The organism is Comamonas endophytica (genome assembly GCF_023634805.2).
Lineage (GTDB): Bacteria > Pseudomonadota > Gammaproteobacteria > Burkholderiales > Burkholderiaceae_C > Comamonas > Comamonas endophytica.
Map to the genome: position 1 here is coordinate 2,154,000 of NZ_CP106881.1, position 19,938 is coordinate 2,173,937.

Here is a 19,938-nt window from a genome sequence, read left to right on the forward strand (position 1 = left end):
TCCAACGGAAAACAGCCCGGGGACGGGCAGGATGGGGGCGAGGCCTGCGGCCTCAGACGATCGCGAAATGCTCTGTGCCGGAGGACAGGTCTAGATTGCGCGCGCGCTGGCTGTTGAGCTTGATCTGCAGGCGCAGGTCGTTGACCGAGTCGGCATTGCGCAACGCATCCTCGTAGGTGATGTGCTGGGCCTCGAACAGATCGAACAACGCCTGGTCGAAGGTCTGCATGCCCAGCTCGCGGCCCTTTTTCATGACTTCCTTGATCTCGGCGACCTCGCCCTTGAAGATCAGGTCGGAGATCAGCGGGGTGTTGAGCATCACCTCGATGGCCGCGATCCGGCCCTTGCCGTCCTGCTTCGGGATCAGGCGCTGCGACACCAGTGCGCGCAGGTTCAGCGACAGGTCCATCAGCAGCTGCGGGCGGCGCTCCTCGGGGAAGAAGTTGACCACCCGGTCCAGCGCCTGGTTGGCGCTGTTGGCGTGCAGCGTCGCCAGGCACAGGTGGCCGGTCTCGGAGAACGCGATCGCGTGCTCCATGGTCTCGCGGTCGCGTATCTCGCCCATCAGGATCACGTCCGGCGCCTGGCGCAGCGTGTTCTTTAGCGCCGCGTCCCAGCTTTCGGTGTCGAGGCCGACCTCGCGCTGGGTGACCACGCAGTTCTTGTGCGGGTGCACGAATTCGATAGGGTCCTCGACGGTGATGATGTGGCCGTAGGAGTTCTCGTTGCGCCAGTCGACCATGGCCGCGAGCGTGGTCGACTTGCCCGAGCCTGTGGCGCCGACCAGGATGCACAGGCCGCGCTTGGCCAGCGAGATTTCCTTGAGCACCTGCGGCACGCCGAGCTTGTCGATGGTCGGCACGTTCATGGGGATGGTGCGCATGACCATGCCGATGCGCCCCTGCTGCATGAAGGTGTTGACGCGGAAGCGCCCGATGCCCGCCGGCGAGATCGCGAAGTTGCTTTCCTTGGTGCGCTCGAAGTCGGCGATCTGCTTGTCGCTCATGATCGAGCGCGCCAGCGTCAGCGTGTGCAGCGGCGTCAGCGGCTGGGGCGAAACCTTGGTGACCTTGCCGTCGACCTTGATGGCCGGCGGGAAGTCGGCGGTGATGAAGAGGTCGCTGCCATTGCGGCTGACCATCAGCTGGAGCAGATCGTTGATGAATTTACTGGCCTGGTCTCGTTCCATGGAATCTCCGGTGGCTGGGCAGGGCCTGGAGGGCGCTGCCGGATAGGGGGCTCAAGGCGACTGGGGCCCCAGCCGGCTGCTCACGGCGCGCAGGCGCACCGAGAGCTTGCGGGCGAGGATGGCGATCAATTGGGCGGCCAGTGCCGGATCGTGCAGCAGCATGTCGTCCAGGGCTTCGGCGCTGAGCACCGCGAGTTCGCTGTCCACCAGGGTGGTGCAGCTGGAAAAGCGCTGGCCGCTGTCGAGCAGCGACATCTCGCCCAGCAGGTCGCCCGGGCCGGTCTGCGCCAGGCGCAGCGATTCGCCCCAGGGCTGGCGGCGGTTGACGACCAGCTCGCCGCTGAGCACCACCACCATGAAGTTGCCGTATTCGTCCTGATGGATGACGTCGCGCTGGGCCTTGACGGCGGCAAAGTGCAGGTAGCGCTCCAGGCGCGCGAGCGCCTCGGGGGTGAGGGTCGCCAAATGGCGGTCGTGCGCCCAAAGCGCCTGCAGCTTGCGCCGCGCGGCGCGCGCCGCGAGCGGCTTTGCGCCCAGCTCGACCGCGCGCGCCTCCCAGGGCACCAACGGTCCGGGATGGCCCTCGTGCCAGACGGTGCTGAAGAACGCGGACTCGGCCTCGAGCCGCGGCGCATCGCTCTCCGGCGTCTGGCGCAGCCGCTGCAGGATGCGCATCACCATGCGCTCCCTGCCGTGCCGCGGCAGTGGCAGGCATGGCAAAAGCGCTGGCGCGGGCTCATGGCAAGTTCTCAACCGGGGAAGTTGTCCGGGATCTTGGCCTTGGTGCGGGCTTCGGCGGCGCTGATGAGGTTGCGCCGCACCAGGTCGGTGAGGTTCTGATCCAGCGTCTGCATGCCGACGTTCTGGCTGGTCTGGATGGTCGAATACATCTGCGCCACCTTGGCCTCGCGGATCAGGTTGCGGATGGCGCTGGTGCCGAGCATGATCTCGTGCGCCGCCACGCGGCCCGTGCCGTCCTTGGTCTTGCAAAGCGTCTGCGAGATGACCGCCTGCAGCGACTCCGACAGCATGGCGCGCACCATTTCCTTTTCCTCGGCGGGGAAGACGTCGATGATCCGGTCGATGGTCTTGGCGGCGCTCGAGGTGTGCAGCGTGCCGAACACCAGATGGCCGGTTTCGGCGGCGGTCATCGCCAGGCGGATGGTTTCCAGGTCGCGCATTTCGCCCACCAGGATGGCATCGGGGTCTTCGCGCAGCGCCGAGCGCAGTGCGGCCGCGAAAGAATGCGTCATCGGGCCGACCTCGCGCTGGTTGATCAGGCACTTCTTCGAGTCGTGGACGAACTCGATCGGGTCCTCGACGGTGAGGATGTGGCCGTACTCGGTCTCATTGAGGTAGTTGACCATGGCCGCCAGCGTGGTCGACTTGCCCGAGCCGGTGGGGCCGGTGACCAGCACCAGGCCGCGCGGCTTGAGCGCGAGCTCGGCGAAGATCTTCGGTGCGTTGAGCTGCTCGAGCGTCAGGATCTTGCTGGGAATGGTGCGGAACACCGCCGCCGCGCCGCGGTACTGGTTGAAGGCGTTGACGCGAAAGCGCGCCAGGCCTTCGATCTCGAAGGAGAAGTCGATCTCGAGGAATTCGTCGTAGACCTTGCGCTGGGCGTCGTTCATGATGTCGTAGATCATGGCGTGGACGGTCTTGTGGTCCAGCGCGTCGACGTTGATGCGGCGCACGTCGCCATGCACGCGGATCATCGGCGGCAGACCGGCCGACAAATGCAGGTCGGAGGCCTTGTTCTTGACGCTGAACGCCAGCAGTTGGGTGATGTCCACGAGAGACCCTTTGTCGTTTGGTACGCTTGGCGCTGATTATGACAACGATTGCTATCAACCTCCACCAGATCCGGACGCGCCTGCAACAGGCCTGTGTGGATGCCGGGCGCGCGCCGGACAGCGTGGCGCTGCTGGCCGTCTCCAAGACCTTCGGCCCCGACGCCGTGCGCGAGGCGGCGCTGCAGGGCCAGCGCGACTTCGGCGAGAACTACATCCAGGAGGCCGTCGAGAAGATCGCCATCCTGCGCGAGATGGACTGGGAACAGCCGGCGCTGGCCTGGCATTGCATCGGGCCGATCCAGAGCAACAAGACACGGCTGGTGGCCGAGCATTTCGACTGGGCGCACAGCGTGGACCGGCTGAAGATCGCGCAGCGCCTGTCCGACCAGCGGCCTGACGGCATGGCGCCGCTGCAGGTCTGCCTGCAGGTCAACCCCGACGGCGGCACGACCAAGTCCGGCGTGCCGCTGGAGGAGGCGCTGGCGCTGGCCCGGGCCGTGGCGCTGTTGCCGAAGCTGCAGCTGCGCGGGCTGATGGCCATTCCCGATGAGGCTGGGGATTTCGCGGCGCAATGCGCGGTGCACCGGCGTGTCAGGCAGCTCTTCGACAGCATTGCCGCCAGCGGCGCCCCGGGCCTGGCGGCGTTCGATACGCTGTCGCTGGGAATGACCGGCGACCTCGAGGCGGCGGTGCAGGCGGGGAGCACGATGGTGCGGGTGGGGCGGGGGATTTTTGGCGGGCGGGCAAGGGCGGCTTGAACGCAGCTCTGGAGGACAGGCCTTCGATCCTTCGACGGGCAAACGGATTGCAGGGCGGCGCGCTGGCAAGCCGCCCCATCCTGTCCCCGTCCGTCGTTCGCCCTGAGCTTGTCGAAGGGTGTCTTGCGCTTGTCGCGGAGCCAGTCCATCCTTCGACTGGCCCAGGACGAACGGATGTGCCGCTCTACGGCGTCAGCGTCAGCAGCGCCGCGCTGGAAGCCGGCAGAGACAGCACCACCTGCCCGTTTTCATCGGCCTGCAGGATCTCCCCATAGGCGGTGCCGATGGGTCGGCCGTCGCGGCTGCCGTCGAAGGTCTGGCCGGCCAGGCGCAGGGGCGCGGCGGTGGTGAGCCGCGTGACCACGGCCTGGCGCATGCCGGCGGGCAGCTGCACGTCGACCGTGCCTGACTCTCCCGGGTCGCGGTGGATCAGCGCGACGCGCACCGACTGGTTGCGCTCGTCGCGCACGGCCCAGGCCCGCAGTCTCACGCTGGTCTCGAGCTGCGTTGCCAGCCACCGGCCCTGGGCGCCGGCAAACTGCGCGAAGAACAGCATGCCGTAATACCCGGGCCCGACGTCCCGTGCGTCCTGCAGCGGGCCCTGCAGGTTCACGCCGGCCGCGCCCCACTGGGCATAGTCCAGCAGCATCTCCGCGGTCCACAGCGCGGAAGCGGCGCCGTGGGCCGCATCGGCCGCGGCCGTGCAGCGCACGGCGCTGCGGGGAGGCTCGGCATGCGCCAGCTGGTCCACAGCGGGACAGGTGCCGGTGCCTGGCGCACCGGCGCGCAGCGGCCCTCCGCCATAGTTCTCGAGGTTGCGCAGCAGCTGGCGGTTGCGGCCGTCGGCCGCTCCCGCGCCCTGCGCCAGGCCCAGGAAGCCTTCGGCGATCGGGCTGCCCACGGGGTGCCCCTCGATGCGCAGGCTGGCCAGCGGCTGGGCGGCGGGGCGCACTTCCACGGTGGTGCTGGCGCTGATGGGGTCGCCGCTGGGCGCGGGGCCGCTGAGGGTATAGGTCGTGGTCTGGGCCGGGTGCACGAGCACGGCGCCGGGCGGGGTTGCGGTGAGGCCGCTCATGCGCAGGCTGCTGCCCACGGGCGCGTCCCAGGACAGCCGTGCGCTCTGGCCCGCGTCGATGCGCGCCGGCTGCGCGGACAGCGCGGGGTGGGTGTAGGTCTTCGGGGCATGCTGGCAGCCGGCCAGCAGCGCGGCGCCTGCCAGCGTCCAGGCCAGGGAGCGCAGGGGCGGAAAGTGCAGGGGGAAGGTTGTGGGCATGGTCTATCCGGTGGTCTGGCCGCCGCGGGCAAGGCCGGCGAAGGCAGGTTTCACAAGGAGCGCAGCCGCCCGCAGGCTTGGCGCAGGGCTGGCTGGCATTGTGGCCAGAGGCTGCGCCGCGGGTTGTACGACAGCGCCGCGTCCGCGGGGCCGAATCCCTGCGGCCGGCGGAAAACACCTGCCCATGCGGCGCGATGGCCCATGCTAAGCTGGACTTCCTGCGGCTGCATGCCCGCAGCTGTCAAACGAACCGATTCAGGAAATTTCATGCCAGGACTTTTGCCCGAGATCGATCCCGATGGATTGCTCGAGTTCTCGGTGGTCTATACCGACCGCGCTCTCAACCACATGTCGCAGCGTTTCGTCGGCGTGATGCAGGACATCCTGGGCACGCTCAAGGAAGTCTATGCGGCCCAGACGGCGGTGCTGGTGCCGGGCAGCGGAACCTTCGGCATGGAAGCCGTGGCGCGCCAGTTCGCCAACGGCGAGAAGGTGCTGATCGTGCGCAACGGCTGGTTCAGCTACCGCTGGACGCAGATCTTCGAGGCCGGCCGCCTGGCGGTGGGCGAGGAGGCCGTGGTCTGCAAGGCACGCAAGCAGGGCGAGGGCGCGCAGGACCCGTGGGCGCCGTGCGAGGCCGAGGTGGTGGCGCAGGCCATCCTGCAGGAAAGGCCCAAGGTGGTCTTTGCGCCGCACGTGGAAACCGCCAGCGGCATCCTGCTGCCCGATGACTACCTGCGCACCGTGGCCGAGGCCGCGCATGCGGTCGGGGCGCTGTTCGTGCTCGACTGCGTGGCCTCGGGCGCGATGTGGGTCGACATGCGGCAAACCGGCGTGGACGTGCTGATCTCGGCGCCGCAAAAGGGCTGGAGCAGCTCGCCCTGCTGCGCGATGGTCATGCTCAGCGCGCGCGCCCGCGAGGCCATCGAACACACGCAGAGCTCGAGCTTTGCCTGCGACCTGAAGAAGTGGATGCAGATCGCCGAGGGCTATGAGAAGGGCCAGCATGCCTATCACGCGACCATGCCCACTGACGCCTTGGTACGGCTGCGCGACGTGATGCTCGAGACGCGCGCCTATGGCTTCGAGGCCGTGAAGCAGGAGCAGATCGCGCTGGGCGCCAAGGTGCGCGCGCTGCTCGAATCGCGCGGCTTCCCCAGCGTCGCGGCGCCGGGCTTCGAGGCGCCGGGCGTGGTGGTGAGCTACACCACCGACCCGGAGATCCAGAGCGGCAGGAAATTCCTGCAGGTCGGCCTGCAGACCGCCTCGGGCGTGCCGCTGCAGTGCGACGAAGGCCCGGATTTCCGCAGCTTCCGCATCGGCCTGTTCGGGCTGGAGAAGTGGCACCATGTGGACCGCACCGTCGAGCATCTGGGCGCCGCGCTCGATGCGCTGGGCATTCCTGCCGCCTGATGGGTTGTTTTCAAGGAGTTTTCATGACCCGATTCATTCCCGCCGCACTGATCGCGGCTGCCTTCCTCGCCACGGCCGCCCAGGCGGCCGAGCCCGTCACCACCAGCAGCGGCCTGGTCTACCAGAGCCTCAAGGAAGGCACGGGCGCCACCCCCACGGCGCGCGATACGGTGCGCGTGCATTACCGCGGCTACTTTCCCGATACCGGCAAGGAATTCGACAGTTCCATCCAGCGTGGCCAGCCGATCGACTTCCCGCTCAACGGCGTGATTCCCTGCTGGACCGAGGGGCTGCAGAAGATGAAGGTCGGCGGCAAGGCCAAGCTGACCTGCCCGGCATCGATTGCCTATGGCAGCCGCGGCGCGGGCGGGGTGATCCCGCCCAACGCGACCCTGAATTTCGAGGTCGAGCTGCTTCAGGTCAAAGGCAAGTAAGGCTCAGGGCAGGCTGCAGCCAAGACGCTTGGCAAGCCGCTGCAGGTTTGCCCGGTCCATCCGAAGAGTTCGCGCCGCGGCCGCCCAGTTGCCCTGGTGCTGCGCCAGGGCCTGCTCGATGCTGCGGCGCTCGAAGGCTTCGACGGCGCTGCGCAGGCCCTGCGCCAGGCTTTGCTCGGCCATGGGTGCCGCCGCGGGCGCCGGCACGGCGGCCAGGCCGCCCGCGGCATCGGGCCATAGATCCTGCACCGTCAACGTCAGCACGCGCGGGCGCTTGCCATGGCGGCTCAGCGCCTTGAGCACGCCGCGGCTGATCAGGTGCTCGAGTTCGCGCACATTGCCGGGCCAGGAATGGGACAGCAGCGCCGATTGCGCCGCTGCATCCAGCCGCGGGGTGCCGAGCTGCGCACCGACGGCCAGCCCCAGGCGCGAGCGGTTCTCCTCCAGGAAATAGCCGCACAGCAGCAGGATGTCGCTGCCGCGCTCGCGCAGCGGCGGCACCGCCAGCGGGTAGACGCTGAGCCGGTGGAAGAAATCGGCGCGCATGCGGCCCGAGCGCACTTCTTCCTCGAGCGGCCGGTTGGTGGCGGCGATGACGCGCACGTCGACACGGTGTTCGCGGTCCGAGCCCAGGCGTTGCAGCTGGCCGCTTTGCAGCACGCGCAGCAGCTTGGCCTGCACCGCCAGCGACAGCTCGCCGATCTCGTCGAGAAACAGCGTGCCGCCATCGGCGCGCTCGAACTGGCCCTGGCGCTCGCCGACGGCGCCGGTGAAGGCGCCGCGCACATGGCCGAACAGCTCGCTTTCCACCAGCGTGTCGGGCAGCGCCGCGCAGTTCACGCTGACCAGCGGCCGGCCCGCGCGCAGCGACTGGGCGTGCACCGCCTGGGCCACCAGCTCCTTGCCCACGCCGGTCTCGCCGGTGATCAGCACGTTGAGTTCGCTCGGCGCGACCAGGGCGATGTCCTTTTGCAGCTGCCGCAGCGCCGGGCTCTGGCCCAGCAGCGGGCGGCGCGCGGCGTCGGGCAGCGCCGCCTGGCGCCAGCTCTCGGCGCGCTGGCGCGCGTCGTGCGCGCTTTGCTCCAGCTGGCGCATGCGTCCGGCGGCGGCCACCGTCGCGGCGGCAAGATTGCTGAAGGCCTGCAGCGCCTGCAGATGCGCCGGGTCGGCGAAGCGGCCGGGCGCGAGCGCATCGAGCGTCAACAGACCCCAGGTGCTGCCGCCCACCACCAGCGCGCAGCCCATGCAGTCGTGCACTTCCAGCGGCCCGGCGTGCTCGACCAGGCCGTCGTAGGGATCGGGCAGCGGGCTGTCCGGCGCGAAGCGCAGCGCCTGTCGATGCGCCAGCAGTGCGGCCAGGCGCGGATGCTCGGCGACGCGAAAGCGCCGGCCCAGCGTGTCGCTGCTCAGGCCGTCGATGGCGATCGGCTCCAGCACCTCGCCCTGCAGGCGCAGCAGCGCCGCCGCGTCGCAGGGCAGCAGGCTGCGCAGCGCCTGCAGCAGGCGGCGGTAGCGCTCGCGTTCGGGCAGGTCTTCGGCGAGATCGGCGACCAGCGGCACCAGGCTGCGCAACAGGCTGTGGGTGGGTGTCATTTTGACTCTCTGCTATGTCAAATCGACTTGATTTTGCCAGGGTCGAATTGACGCATGACAAGCCAAGCCATTGATTCCTAAGAGGTTGGCCGCTGGCACGCCGCTTGCACCTGTCAACGCAACCGGGCTGTTCCCGAAATTCCAGGAGTCTGCATGCTGACCGCCGAACAACGCGCCATCGTCCAATCCACCGTTCCGCTGCTGGAAGCCGGCGGCGAGGCGCTGATCACCCATTTCTACCAGCGCCTGCTGGGCGAGCATCCCGAGGTGCGTCCGCTGTTCAACAGCACACACCAGAAGACCGGCGCCCAGCCGCGCGCGCTGGCCTTCAGCGTGCTGATGTACGCCAAGCATATCGACCGGCTCGAGAACCTGGGCAATCTGCCCGCGCAGATCATCAACAAGCACGTGGCCTTGCAGGTGCAACCCGAGCACTATCCGATCGTCGGCCGGTGCCTGCTGTCCTCGATCCGCGAGGTGCTGGGCGCCGAGATCGCCACCGATGCGGTGATCGATGCCTGGGCCGCGGCTTATCAGCAGCTGGCCGATATCCTGATCGGCGCCGAAGCCCAGGCGTACGACCGCAACGCCAGCGCCGAAGGCGGCTGGCGCGGCGCGCGCGCCTTCCGCGTGGCGCGCAAGCAGGCCGAGAGCCCGGAAATCACCTCGTTCTATCTCGCGCCCGTCGATGGCGGCGCCGTGATGGCGCATCTGCCGGGCCAGTTCATCGGCCTGCGCGTGATGGTCGATGGCCAGGAGCAGCGGCGCAACTATTCGCTGTCGGCGCTGGCCAACGGCCGCGAGCTGCGCATCAGCGTCAAGCGCGAAGCGCAGGGCGTGGTCTCGCGCCATCTGCATGACGTGGTGCAGGAAGGCGACGTGCTGGAGATCTTCCCGCCCGCGGGCCATTTCACGCTGGCCGAGGGCGACAAGCCGCTGGTGCTGATCAGCGGCGGCGTGGGCATTACCCCGACCCTGCCGATGCTGGCGTCGGCGCTGGGCAGCGCGCGGCCGGTGGTCTTCATCCACTGCGCGCGCACGCCCGAGGTGCAGGGCTTTCGTGCACGCCTCGATGCACTGGCGCTCGAGCACCCGCAGCTGCAGTGCCACTACCTCTATGACGGGACGGACGCGGGCACGCCGCAGCGCATCGGCGTCGAGCAACTGGCCCGCTGGCTGCCCGCGTCGCGCGACGTCGAGGCCTATTTCTGCGGCCCGCAGCCCTTCATGGCGGCGGTGCAGCAGGGCCTGCGCGCGCTGGGCGTGCCCGCGGCGCAGACGCACCACGAGTTCTTCGGGCCGAGCCAGGCGCTGGCGTAGGCCCAGGTACGGCATGGCCGGGCCCGGCCAGCGCATCCGCGCATGGCTTCTTGCCCGGCACCATGATGGCGCGCCCGGAGCTGGCCGCGGCGCGCCCGCAGGCAGACCATGCGGATATGCATGATCTCCTCGCACCCATCGAGCCCCCATGCCGGCGCCTGGGCATACAGCCGGGAGCGGGCGCATGAGGGTTGCCGGGCCTGCAGCGCTGATGCCTGCGTTGCCCGCACCCCCCACGCGCCAGCCCGCCGCCGAGGCCGGATTCCGTCGCCCTGCAGCGCCGGCCACGCGCACCCTGAACACCGCGCAGCTCATCAACCAGCAGGAGGAGCTGCAGGCGTCGCTCTCTGCCGAGATGGCCGCGGCGGCCGCGCATTGGGAAACCGATGCGCGCCAGGCGTTTGCGGCGCGCGCGGCGACGATGGTCAACGATGTGGTCAGCGACTGCATGTATCCCGTGCACAGCGCGATGATCGACAGCCCCGGCCACACCGTACGCCGGGAGGCCTTCGAGGCGGCGGCGGCGCTGGCCCGCAGGCAGGTCGAGCGGCACCAGCAGGTCGCGCTGTCCCTGGAGCCCATGCGCGACCCGGTGCCGACGGTGCAGAGGCTCGATTCGGGCCGTATCCTGCTGCTGCGCCCCGCGCCGGCCATCGAGAACCTGGTGCTCAGCGGGGGCGGCGCCAAGGGCATGGCCAATGCGCCGGCGCTGCGCGCGCTCGACAACCTCGGGCTGCTGTCGCAGCTCAAGCAGGTGGTGGGCAGCTCGGTCGGGGCGATGACCGCGGTCCTGATGGCCAGCGGGATGTCCGCGAAGCGCTTCCAGCGCCTGCTCAACGGCAGCAAGATGCTGTCGATGCTGGGTACCCCCGAGGATTTCGCGCGCCTGTACCCGCAGGTGAAGTTCGCGTGCCCGGGCTTTGCCGGAGGCGCGCTGGTGCAGATGCTGGACCGGCAGACAGGCGAGACGGTGGCGCGTCATCTCCGGGAGCATTGGGCGCAGCTGGTGCGCGAGCCGGCGTGGGCGCAGTGCACGGCGCAGGAACAGCAGCGCCTGGGGCAGCTGTGCGCACCGGATTTCTCGCAGCCGCGCAGCACCCAGATGGTGACCTTTGGCGACCTGCACCTGCTGCACAGGATGGCGCCGCAGCATTTCAAGGAACTGGTCGTGACCGGCTGGAACCGGGAAGAGCGGCGCGTGGGCTATTTCTCGCACCGGACCCATCCCGATCTTCCCGTGGCGCTGGCCGGCCGCATCTCCGCCAGCGTCCCGGTGCTGTTTGCCGACGTGATCCTGCAGGGCCAGCACTGGACCGATGGCGGCGTGGGCAGCCTGATCCCGGCCGAGGCGGTGCTGGGGAGGCTGAGCGGACAGGCGCTGGCCGAGACCCAGGCGCGCACCCTGCTGATGACCTTTGCCGACCATGGCCGCGCGGACAAGGTCATGCACGCTCCGCCCCAGCCGCATTTCCTGCCTGCGGCCTGGCTGCTGGCGATCCTGTCGGGCAATCCGCAGTTCGCAAAGCACAACGGGGAAGACCTGCTCAAGGTGCGGGCCGCCGGGCTGATGGCCATGCCGGTGCGCCACGGCGACCTGGGCATCGGTTCGTTCCATGCCTCGGCGCAGCGCATCGACAGGGCCAAGCGTGAGGCCCTGAAGCAGGCGCTCGCGCATATCGAGCTGAGCCGGCACAACTACCGCCATGACCTCGTGGATGATGTGCAGGCCGCGGCTGCGCTGCTGTCGCCTGCCGAGCAGGCACTGTTCCTGGCGCGGCATGCGAACGATGCCACGCCGCTGCACGCCCAGCTGCGCGCGGCCATCGGGGCGCTGCAGGGCCAGCCCGCGCCCGCGCAGGAAGCGGCCCAACGCGCGGCAGCGCTGGACTGGGCACGGCGCGATCCGGTTTGCCAGGCCCCGGCGGCGCCCATGCCCGGCACCCTGCGCGCCTGATCCCGGGCCCCATACTCCCGGCCTGCTCTTGTACGACTCCTTCAGCCCGCGCCGGCTGCCGGCGTGGTAGCGTTGCGCCTGCGGCAACCATCCTGAGGAAAGAGCGGAGCATGCAAGCCCAGACCCTGGCATTGAGACGTGCGAAACGGCAGGCCCTGGGCCTGCTGGTTGCGGTGGCGCTGGTCTTTGCGGCGACGGGCTTCATGGCCCCCAGCCTCGGCGTGCGCTGCCTGCAGGCCGTGACCGAGGCCGCAATGGTCGGCGCGCTGGCCGACTGGTTTGCCGTCACGGCGCTGTTCCGGCGCATTCCGCTGCCCTGGGTCGGGCGCCACACGGCGATCATTCCGCGCAACAAGGACCGCATTGGCGACAACCTGGCGCATTTCGTGCGCGACCGCTTCCTCGACCCGGCCTCGCTGCTGGCGCTGATCCGCAGGAACGATCCCGCGCAGTGGCTGGCGAGCTGGCTCACGGCGCCGGCGAACAGTGCGTTGCTGGGCCGGCAGGTGGCGCGGCTGGCGCTGGCGGCGCTGGAGATGGTGCAGGACCGGCAGGTGCAGCGCTTCCTGATGCAGTCGTTGCGCGCGGTGCTGGCGCAGGTCGACCTGTCGCGCGCCGCGGCCTCGGTGCTGACCACGCTGACGCAGGGCGGGCGCCACCAGCAGCTGCTCGACGATGTGCTGGCGCGCATCGCCACCACGGTGCAGGCCGGGCACACGCGCGAGTTCATCGCCGCCAGCATCATCGAGTGGCTCAAGCGCGAGCACCCGCTCAAGGAAAGGATGCTGCCCAGCGACTGGCTGGGCGGCAAGGGCGCGGAAATGATCGCGCAGGCGCTCGAGAGCCTCTTCGACGACATCGCGCACAACCCCGAGCACCGGGTGCGCGAAGCGCTCGACGCGGCGGTGGCGCGGCTCATCGAACGGCTGCGCACCGACGCCGGCTTCGCGGCCCAGGCCGAGCAGCTGCGCCACTATCTGCTGCATGACGAGAAGCTGTCCGGTTACCTGCAGACGCTGTGGGGGCAGCTGCGCCAGCGCCTGCAGACCGACCTGGCCGACGAGCACTCGCACATCGCGCGCAAGGCTGCGGCCATGGGCCGCTGGCTGGGGCAGTCGCTGGCCAGCGACCCGGCGCTGCGCCAGTCGATGAACGCGCGGCTGGAGCGCTGGGCGGCGGCGCTGGCGCCGGACATGGCGCAGTTCCTGGCCGAGCACATCAGCGATACCGTCAAGCGCTGGGACGCGCGGGAGCTGTCGCAGTTGGTGGAACTGCACATCGGCAAGGACCTGCAGTTCATCCGCATCAACGGTACCTTGGTCGGCGGCGCCATCGGCCTGCTGCTGTTTCTCCTGGCACAGCTGCCGCACTGGTGGGGGCTGACCTGAGCCTGCATGCCTAGAAGCTTTGCGCACAGTGAAAGTCGATTGTCAAGGGTAGGACAATTGCACAGGGTTATGTCGGTGTTGTAACCGCTTGGTAAATAATAATGCGATTGATTCTCAAGAAGAATCCGTATTTTTTTCATTTACCGGACCTGACCATGCATTCGCTTCGTATCCCGTATCCCACCCTTGCCGCGGCCATCATGGCCACTGGTTTCAGCGCACTGGCCGCTGCCCAGGAGACCAAGGCCATGGATACGGTGGTGGTGACGGCTGCCGGTTACGAGCAGCAGATCAAGGAAGCGCCCGCATCGATTTCCGTGGTCACGCGCGAGGAGCTGGAAAAGCGCGCCTACACCAACCTGCATGACGCGCTGCGCGACGTGCCCGGCGTGATCCTGACGCCCTCGGACAACAACTCCAACGACATCAGCCTGCGCGGCATGGGTGCCAACTACACGCTGATCCTGATCGACGGCAAGCGCTCGAACACGCGCGAGACCCAGACCAACGGCAGCACCGGCACCGACCAGAGCTGGATTCCCCCGCTGGAAGCCATCGAGCGCATCGAGGTCGTGCGCGGCCCCATGTCGTCGCTGTACGGCTCGGACGCCATGGGCGGCGTGATCAACGTGATCACCCGCAAGGTGGCCAAGGAGTGGCATGGCTCGGTGCGCACCGATGCCACGCTGCAGGAACGCTCGAGCTCGGGCGACGCCTACCAGGGCAACTTCTACCTGTCGGGTCCGATCCAGGACGAGCTGCTGGGCCTGAGCATCTACGGCAACTACAACAAGCGCGAGGAAGACCGCATCCTGCAGGGTTTCAACGACTATGAAAACCGCGCCATCAACGTGAAGCTGGCGCTGACGCCCAACAAGGACCACGACGTGATCCTCGAGCTGGGCACGGCCCGGCAGCATTTCATCTCCTCGCCCGGCATGACGCTGGCGCCCACCGCCGCGCTCAGCGACCGCAAGTTCGAGCGCGACAACTACTCGCTGCAGCACAAGGGCCGATTTGGCTGGGCGACCTCGGACACCTACCTGCAGCAGGAGGAAACGAAGAACCTGTCGCGCGACATGACGATCAAGAACACGGTGTTCAACAGCAGCTGGACCATGCCCCTGGGCAACCAGCACCTGCTCACGACGGGCGTGTTCTACAACAACCAGGACCTCAAGGACACGACCACCAACACGCTGCGCGGCTCGACCCGCGACGCGGCCGACCGCAGCCAGTACGCGGTGTTTGCCGAGGACGAATGGCGCCTGCGCGAGGACTTCGCGCTGACCGGCGGCCTGCGCTACGACCATGACAGCCAGGCCGGCGGCCATGTGAGCCCGCGCCTGTATGGCGTGTGGACCGTGGACCCGCGCTGGACCGTCAAGGGCGGCGTCTCCACGGGCTTCCGCGCGCCATCGCTGCGCCAGACCCTGGGCGACTGGGGCCAGTCCAGCCGCGGCGGCGACATCTACGGCAATCCCGACCTGAAGCCCGAGACCTCGCTGACCAAGGAAATCGGCGTGCTGTTCGACAGCGGCACCGGCACCACCGCCGGCGTGACGCTGTTCGACAACGAGTTCGAGGACAAGATCACGCGCATAGCCTGCCCGACCTGCGGCCCGCTCAATTCCTCCGGCCGGATTCCCACGACCAACGTGAACGTCGACAAGGCCATCACGCGCGGCCTCGAAGCCTCGCTGGGCACGCTGCTGACCCGGGACCTGCGCCTGACCTCGAGCTACACCTTCACCAAGTCCGAGCAAAAGAGCGGCGAGTTCGCCGGCCTGCCGCTGAACCAGCTGCCACGCCACCTGCTGAACGTGGGCCTGGACTGGAACCCCACCGGCCAGATCAACGCCTGGACCAAGCTCTCGTACCGCGGCAAGGAAAGCGACAGCCCGGGATCGGCCTCGTCCGGCAGCTTCAACCAGAAGAGCTATGCGCTGCTGGACCTGGGCGGCTCGTACAAGTTCAGCAAGACCGTCACGCTCTACGCGGGCATCTACAACCTGCTGGACAAGGAAGTGCTGTATGACGGTGTCAACTACGACTCGGTGCAGGACGGCCGCCGCTACTGGCTGGGCATGAACGTGAAGTTCTAAGCATTCCGCCATGGCTTGCCATGGCACCTGTGCCGCGCAGCTTCGGTTGCGCGGCTTCGTCATTTCCTACCGGATGAAACCCATGAACTTCATGACTTCGCGCCGCAGCGTGACCATTGCCCTGACGGCCGCCGCCTGGGGCCTTTCGGCCCCGGCCATGGCTGCCGCACCGGCGCAGCCCGCCCACATCACCGTCCAGCATGCCAAGGGCACGGCCACGGTGCCGCTCAAGCCGCAGCGCGTCGTGGTCTATGACCTGGCGGCGCTCGATGCGATGCAGGCCCTGCAGCTGCCCGTGGCCGGCGTGGCCAAGGCCCAGTATCCCGACTACCTCGCGGCCTATGCCGATGCGAAATACCAGGCTGCGGGCACGCTGTTCATTCCCGACTATGAAGCGCTGAGCCGCATCCAGCCCGATCTGATCGTGGTGGCGGGGCGCTCGGCCGCGCAGTACGAGGTGCTGTCGAAGATCGCGCCCACGCTGGACCTGAGCGTCAACAACCAGCGGCTGCTGGACGACATGGAGCGCAATGTCACCACGCTGTCCAGCCTCTGGGGCAAGCAGGCCGAGGGCCGGCAACTGATGGCCAGGGTGCGCGGCGAGGTCGACAGCCTCAAGGCGGTTGCCGCCCAGGCGGAACCCGGCCTGCTGGTGCTGGCCGTGAACCGCAACATGAGCGCCCAGCCGCCCGGCGCGCGCTTTGGCCTGCTGCACGATGTGCTGGGCATCAAGCCGGGGATTCCCGCCGATCCATCGAAGCCGCGCGGCGTGCCGGTGAAGATGGAGGACATCGCGAAACTCGACCCCGCCTGGATCTACGTGATCGACCGCAATGCCGGCACCGGCACGCAGACCGACAAGGACGGCAAGCCGGTGGTGCCCTCGAAGCAGCTGTTCGACAACGCGCAGATCCGCGCCACCCAGGCGGGGCAGAAGGGGCGCGTGGTGTTCCTCGATCCCAAGGGGTGGTATCTGCTGGGCAGCGCCGGGCCGACAGCGATGCTGCGGAATGTGGGGGAGATCAAGGGGGCGCTGCAGGCGGGGAGGTGAGGGTTTAAAACCGCGCGCTCCAACTCCCGCACACCGTTCGCCCTGAGCTTGTCGAAGGGCGTTTCAGGGCGCAATCCTGGTTCGGGCCTCATACTTGAGGACAGGCCGTCCATCCTTCGACAAGCTCAGGACGAACGGTTTTTATGACCATCCTTCGACAAGCTCAGGACGAACGGTTTTTATGACCATCCTTCGACAAGCTCAGGACGAACGGTTTTTTGCGCCCAAGCTTTAATTTTTCGACGCCTCTTCCGCCCCCAGCTGCTGCAAATGCTTCGCCAGCTGCATCCACGCCTGCGCCGCCTCCTCGTTCTTCGCCCACGCATGGCAGCTTGCCGCCATCATCGCCGTCGGCGCATGGTCGGGTTGAAGGTCGAACGCGCGCTCGCACTGGGCCGCGGCATTGGTCCACATGATGGCGGCATTGGCCGAGCCTTGCTTTTGCAGCGCGTGGGCCTCGGCCATCCAGGCCTGGGCCAGGCGCAGCGCGGCGGCGTGCTGCTCGGGGTCGGCCTGGTGCGCCTTGGCGAAGAAGGCGCCGGCCTGCTGCCAAAGCGCGCGGGCCTGCGCGAAGTCCTGGGTGGCGACGGCCTGGGCCTGGGCCACCAGGTCGTTGCCGGATTGAAGAAGCGAGGCGTAGTCGGCAGCAGCAGTCATGGCGGGCGCAAATCGGCGAAACGGAAATGCGGCCGATTGTGCGCGAAAAGCGCCAGCCGCAGCGCTCAGTGCAGTTTCAGCCGCGGATCGGTGCGCCGGCCGATGCGGTCGCTGAGCATCAGCAGGCCGGTGCGGAAGAAGCCGAACAGCGCCACCTGGTGCATGCGGTACAGCGAGATGTAGAACATGCGCGCCAGCCAGCCCTCGACCTTGACCGAGCCCATCAGGTTGCCCATCAGGTTGCCCACGGCCGAGAAGCGCGACAGCGAGACCAGCGAGCCGTAGTCGCGGTAGCGGTAGTGCGGCAGCGGCTGGCCCTGCAGGCGCTTGACCAGCGACTGCGCCAGCAGCGAGGCCTGCTGGTGCGCCGCCTGGGCACGCGGCGGCACGTTCCTGCCGCTGCCGTCGTCCATGGGGCAGGCGGCGCAGTCGCCGAGCGCGAAGATGTCGTCGTCCAGCGTGGTCTGCAGCGTGCTGCGCACCACCAGCTGGTTGATGCGGTTGCTCTCCAGGCCGTCGAGGCCCTGCAGGAAGTCCGGCGCCTTGATGCCCGCGGCCCAGACCTTGAGGCTGGCGGGAATGACGCGCCCGTCCTTGGTCTCGAGCTGCTCGGCCGTCACGCGGCTCACGGCCGCTTCGGTGATGACCTGCACGCCGAGCTTTTCCAGCGTCTGGTGCGCATCGCGGCCGATGTGCTCGGGCAGCGCCGGCAGCACGCGCTTGCCGGCGTCCAGCACGGTGATGTGCAGGTTCTCGGGCGCGATATTGCCCAGCCCGTAGCCGGCCAGCTGCTGCGCGGCGTTGCGCAGCTCGGCCGCCAGCTCGACCCCCGTGGCGCCCGCGCCGACGATGGCGATGCGCAGCTCGGCCTGGGTATTGCTGCCGGCGTGCGCGGCGAGGTATTTGGCCAGCAGCTGGCGGTGGAAGCGCTCGGCCTGCTCGGGCGCATCGAGGAAGATGCAGTGCTCGGCTGCGCCGGGCGTGTGGAAGTCATTGGTCACGCTGCCGATCGCCATGACCAGCGTGTCGTAGGCCAGCCGGCGCGCGGGCGCGGCTTCGCTGCCGTCGTCGTTGAGCAACGGCGCGAGCTCGATGGTCTTGGCCTTGCGGTCCAGGCCGCACATGCGGCCGATCTGGAACTGGAAGTGCTTCCACTTGGCCTGCGCGATGTAGTTGAACTCGTTTTCCGACTGGTTCAGCGAGCCTGCGGCCACTTCGTGCAGCAGCGGTTTCCACATGTGCGTGAGGTGGCTGTCGACGAGGATGATCTCGGCCTGCCGGCGCTTGCCCAGGCGCTGGCCCAGCCGCGTGGCCAGCTCCAGCCCGCCGGCGCCGCCGCCGACGATCACGATGCGATGCGTCATGGATGAATTTCCTTGGTTGCCAGATGGCATGCACCCCCATGGTTGCCGCCATTGCCCTCGGTGAATGTAAGGGAAAACCCTAGATTCTGCACTGTCCATGGAGGCGGCTCCATGGCAGGGCCATTGTCAGAACCGCGGCAGCTCCGGGTGCTTGATCTGCCCGCCACGCACCAGCATCCTTCCGTATTCGGCGCAGCGGTGCAGCGTGGGAATCACCTTGCCCGGGTTCAGCAGGCCCTCGGGATCGAACGCCGCCTTGAGCGCGAACATCTGCGCGTTTTCCTCGGCGCTGAACTGGGTGCACATCGAGTTGAGCTTCTCGATGCCCACGCCATGCTCGCCGGTCACGGTGCCGCCCATCGCCACGCTGGTCTCGAGGATGTCGGCGCCGAACAGCTCGCAGCGGCGCAGCTGGTCGGGGTCGTTGGCGTCGAACAGGATCAGCGGGTGCAGGTTGCCGTCGCCGGCATGGAACACGTTGGCGCAGCGCAGCTGGTACTTGCGCTCCATGTCCTGGATGGCGAGCAGGATGTCGGCCAGGCGCTTGCGCGGGATGGTCGAGTCCATGCACATGTAGTCGGGGCTGATGCGGCCGCTGGCGGGAAAGGCGTTCTTGCGCCCGCTCCAGAAGCGCAGGCGCTCGGCCTCGTCGGCGCTCACGGTGATGGCCGTGGCGCCCGCATCGCGCAGCACCGCGCTCATGCGCTCTATTTCCTCGGCCACTTCCTCGGGCGTGCCGTCGGACTCGCACAGCAGGATGGCCTCGGCCGTGAGGTCGTAGCCGGCCCTGACGAAATCCTCCACCGCCGCGGTCATCGGCTTGTCCATCATCTCCAGCCCGGCCGGGATGATGCCCGCGGCAATGACCTGCGCCACCGCGGCGCCGGCCTGGCGCACGTCGGCGAAGCTGGCCATGATGCAGCGCGCGAGCTGCGGTTTGGGAATCAGCCGCACCGTGACCTCGGTGACCACGGCCAGCATGCCCTCGCTGCCGATCACCGCCGCCAGCAGGTCGTAGCCCGGCGCGTCGAGCGCCTGGCTGCCGAAGGTGACGGGCTCGCCGGCCATGGTGAAGCCCTTGACCTCGAGCACGTTGTGCACCGTCAGGCCGTACTTGAGGCAGTGCACGCCGCCCGAGTTCTCCGCCACGTTGCCGCCAATGGTGCAGGCGATCTGGCTGGAGGGATCGGGTGCGTAATACAGGCCGTGGGGCGCGGCGGCCTCGCTGATCGCCAGGTTGCGCACGCCGCACTGCACGACCGCGGTGCGGCTGAAGGCATCGACCTGGAGGATGCGGTTGAACTTGGCCAGCGACAGGACCACGCCCAGCGCATGCGGCATGGCCCCGCCCGACAGCCCGGTGCCCGCGCCGCGCGCCACGACCGGCGCCCGCAGCGCGTGGCAGGCCTTGAGCACGGCCTGCACCTGTTCATAGGTCTCTGGCAGGCAGACGACCAAGGGGCGCTGGCGGTAGGCGGTGAGGCCGTCGCATTCGTAGGGCGTGGTGTCCTCGCTGTGCCACAGCAGCGCATGCGCGGGCACATGCCTGCCCAGCGCCTGCACGATCTCGGCTTGGCGGCGTGCGCGCTCGGCGGTCGTGGGCGCGTCGGGGGAAACGGTGTTCATGGTCTCGGACTTTAGGCGAT

16 protein-coding genes are annotated in these 19,938 nt (G+C 68.4%); 8 read left to right on the top strand and 8 right to left on the bottom strand.

Features of this window, described 5'->3' with window-relative positions; translation table 11 throughout:
• Nucleotides 1-52: 52 nt before the first annotated feature.
• From M9799_RS09700 to M9799_RS09710, 3 genes are all read right to left on the bottom strand, one after another.
• Nucleotides 53-1,189: a PilT/PilU family type 4a pilus ATPase gene (locus tag M9799_RS09700; RefSeq protein ID WP_231041476.1), complete on the bottom strand. Its 1,137-nt coding sequence runs from the start codon at nucleotides 1,187-1,189 to the stop codon at nucleotides 53-55.
• A gap of 51 nt (nucleotides 1,190-1,240) precedes the next feature.
• Complete coding sequence (locus M9799_RS09705) at nucleotides 1,241-1,864, bottom strand: Crp/Fnr family transcriptional regulator (RefSeq protein ID WP_231042150.1); 624 nt, start codon at nucleotides 1,862-1,864, stop codon at nucleotides 1,241-1,243.
• Nucleotides 1,865-1,938: 74 nt separating this feature from the next.
• Complete coding sequence (locus M9799_RS09710; RefSeq protein WP_231041477.1) at nucleotides 1,939-2,982, bottom strand: type IV pilus twitching motility protein PilT; 1,044 nt, start codon at nucleotides 2,980-2,982, stop codon at nucleotides 1,939-1,941.
• A 38-nt stretch (nucleotides 2,983-3,020) separates the two neighbouring features.
• Between M9799_RS09710 and M9799_RS09715 the strand changes: the two genes are divergently transcribed.
• Entirely contained in the window at nucleotides 3,021-3,740 is a 720-nt protein-coding gene (locus M9799_RS09715) for a YggS family pyridoxal phosphate-dependent enzyme (RefSeq protein ID WP_231041478.1), read from the top strand.
• 184 nt (nucleotides 3,741-3,924) lie between these two features.
• Here the strand turns inward: M9799_RS09715 and M9799_RS09720 are convergent, their stop codons facing one another.
• Nucleotides 3,925-5,013 carry a glycosyl hydrolase family 79 C-terminal domain-containing protein gene (locus tag M9799_RS09720; protein ID WP_231041479.1) on the bottom strand — a complete coding sequence of 363 codons (1,089 nt, stop codon included), beginning with the start codon at nucleotides 5,011-5,013 and terminating at the stop codon, nucleotides 3,925-3,927.
• A 267-nt stretch (nucleotides 5,014-5,280) separates the two neighbouring features.
• On the opposite strand from M9799_RS09720, the gene M9799_RS09725 reads away from it, so the two are divergent.
• The gene (locus M9799_RS09725; RefSeq protein ID WP_231041480.1) at nucleotides 5,281-6,426 is read left to right on the top strand and encodes an aminotransferase class V-fold PLP-dependent enzyme; all 1,146 of its coding nucleotides are present in this window, start codon (nucleotides 5,281-5,283) and stop codon (nucleotides 6,424-6,426) included.
• A gap of 23 nt (nucleotides 6,427-6,449) precedes the next feature.
• Nucleotides 6,450-6,860 carry an FKBP-type peptidyl-prolyl cis-trans isomerase gene (locus tag M9799_RS09730; protein WP_231041481.1) on the top strand — a complete coding sequence of 137 codons (411 nt, stop codon included), beginning with the start codon at nucleotides 6,450-6,452 and terminating at the stop codon, nucleotides 6,858-6,860.
• Nucleotides 6,861-6,863: 3 nt separating this feature from the next.
• Here M9799_RS09730 and norR read toward each other — a convergent pair whose 3' ends face one another.
• Nucleotides 6,864-8,453, bottom strand: a complete 1,590-nt coding sequence (norR, locus tag M9799_RS09735) for a nitric oxide reductase transcriptional regulator NorR (protein ID WP_231041482.1) — start codon at nucleotides 8,451-8,453, stop codon at nucleotides 6,864-6,866.
• 153 nt (nucleotides 8,454-8,606) lie between these two features.
• On the opposite strand from norR, the gene hmpA reads away from it, so the two are divergent.
• The 5 genes from hmpA to M9799_RS09760 all read left to right on the top strand — a co-directional run bounded on the left by hmpA (nucleotide 8,607) and on the right by M9799_RS09760 (nucleotide 16,271).
• Nucleotides 8,607-9,773 (top strand): NO-inducible flavohemoprotein, encoded by a 1,167-nt coding sequence (gene hmpA, locus M9799_RS09740; protein WP_231041483.1) that lies wholly within the window; start codon nucleotides 8,607-8,609, stop codon nucleotides 9,771-9,773.
• Between the two features lie 220 nt (nucleotides 9,774-9,993).
• On the top strand, nucleotides 9,994-11,727 hold the full coding sequence (locus tag M9799_RS09745; RefSeq protein ID WP_263725075.1) for a patatin-like phospholipase family protein: 1,734 nt from the start codon (nucleotides 9,994-9,996) through the stop codon (nucleotides 11,725-11,727).
• A gap of 110 nt (nucleotides 11,728-11,837) precedes the next feature.
• Nucleotides 11,838-13,115 (top strand): DUF445 domain-containing protein, encoded by a 1,278-nt coding sequence (locus M9799_RS09750; protein ID WP_231041485.1) that lies wholly within the window; start codon nucleotides 11,838-11,840, stop codon nucleotides 13,113-13,115.
• Nucleotides 13,116-13,270: 155 nt separating this feature from the next.
• Complete coding sequence (locus M9799_RS09755; RefSeq protein ID WP_422688318.1) at nucleotides 13,271-15,220, top strand: ligand-gated channel protein; 1,950 nt, start codon at nucleotides 13,271-13,273, stop codon at nucleotides 15,218-15,220.
• An 82-nt stretch (nucleotides 15,221-15,302) separates the two neighbouring features.
• The gene (locus tag M9799_RS09760) at nucleotides 15,303-16,271 is read left to right on the top strand and encodes a siderophore ABC transporter substrate-binding protein (RefSeq protein ID WP_231041486.1); all 969 of its coding nucleotides are present in this window, start codon (nucleotides 15,303-15,305) and stop codon (nucleotides 16,269-16,271) included.
• A 231-nt stretch (nucleotides 16,272-16,502) separates the two neighbouring features.
• Here M9799_RS09760 and M9799_RS09765 read toward each other — a convergent pair whose 3' ends face one another.
• The 3 genes from M9799_RS09765 to M9799_RS09775 all read right to left on the bottom strand — a co-directional run bounded on the left by M9799_RS09765 (nucleotide 16,503) and on the right by M9799_RS09775 (nucleotide 19,918).
• The gene (locus M9799_RS09765; RefSeq protein ID WP_231041487.1) at nucleotides 16,503-16,928 is read right to left on the bottom strand and encodes a hypothetical protein; all 426 of its coding nucleotides are present in this window, start codon (nucleotides 16,926-16,928) and stop codon (nucleotides 16,503-16,505) included.
• A gap of 65 nt (nucleotides 16,929-16,993) precedes the next feature.
• A complete protein-coding gene (locus M9799_RS09770; protein WP_231041488.1) occupies nucleotides 16,994-18,292 on the bottom strand; it encodes an NAD(P)/FAD-dependent oxidoreductase in 1,299 nt (432 codons plus the stop codon).
• A gap of 126 nt (nucleotides 18,293-18,418) precedes the next feature.
• Complete coding sequence (locus M9799_RS09775) at nucleotides 18,419-19,918, bottom strand: FAD-linked oxidase C-terminal domain-containing protein (RefSeq protein ID WP_231041489.1); 1,500 nt, start codon at nucleotides 19,916-19,918, stop codon at nucleotides 18,419-18,421.
• Nucleotides 19,919-19,938 lie beyond the last annotated feature (20 nt).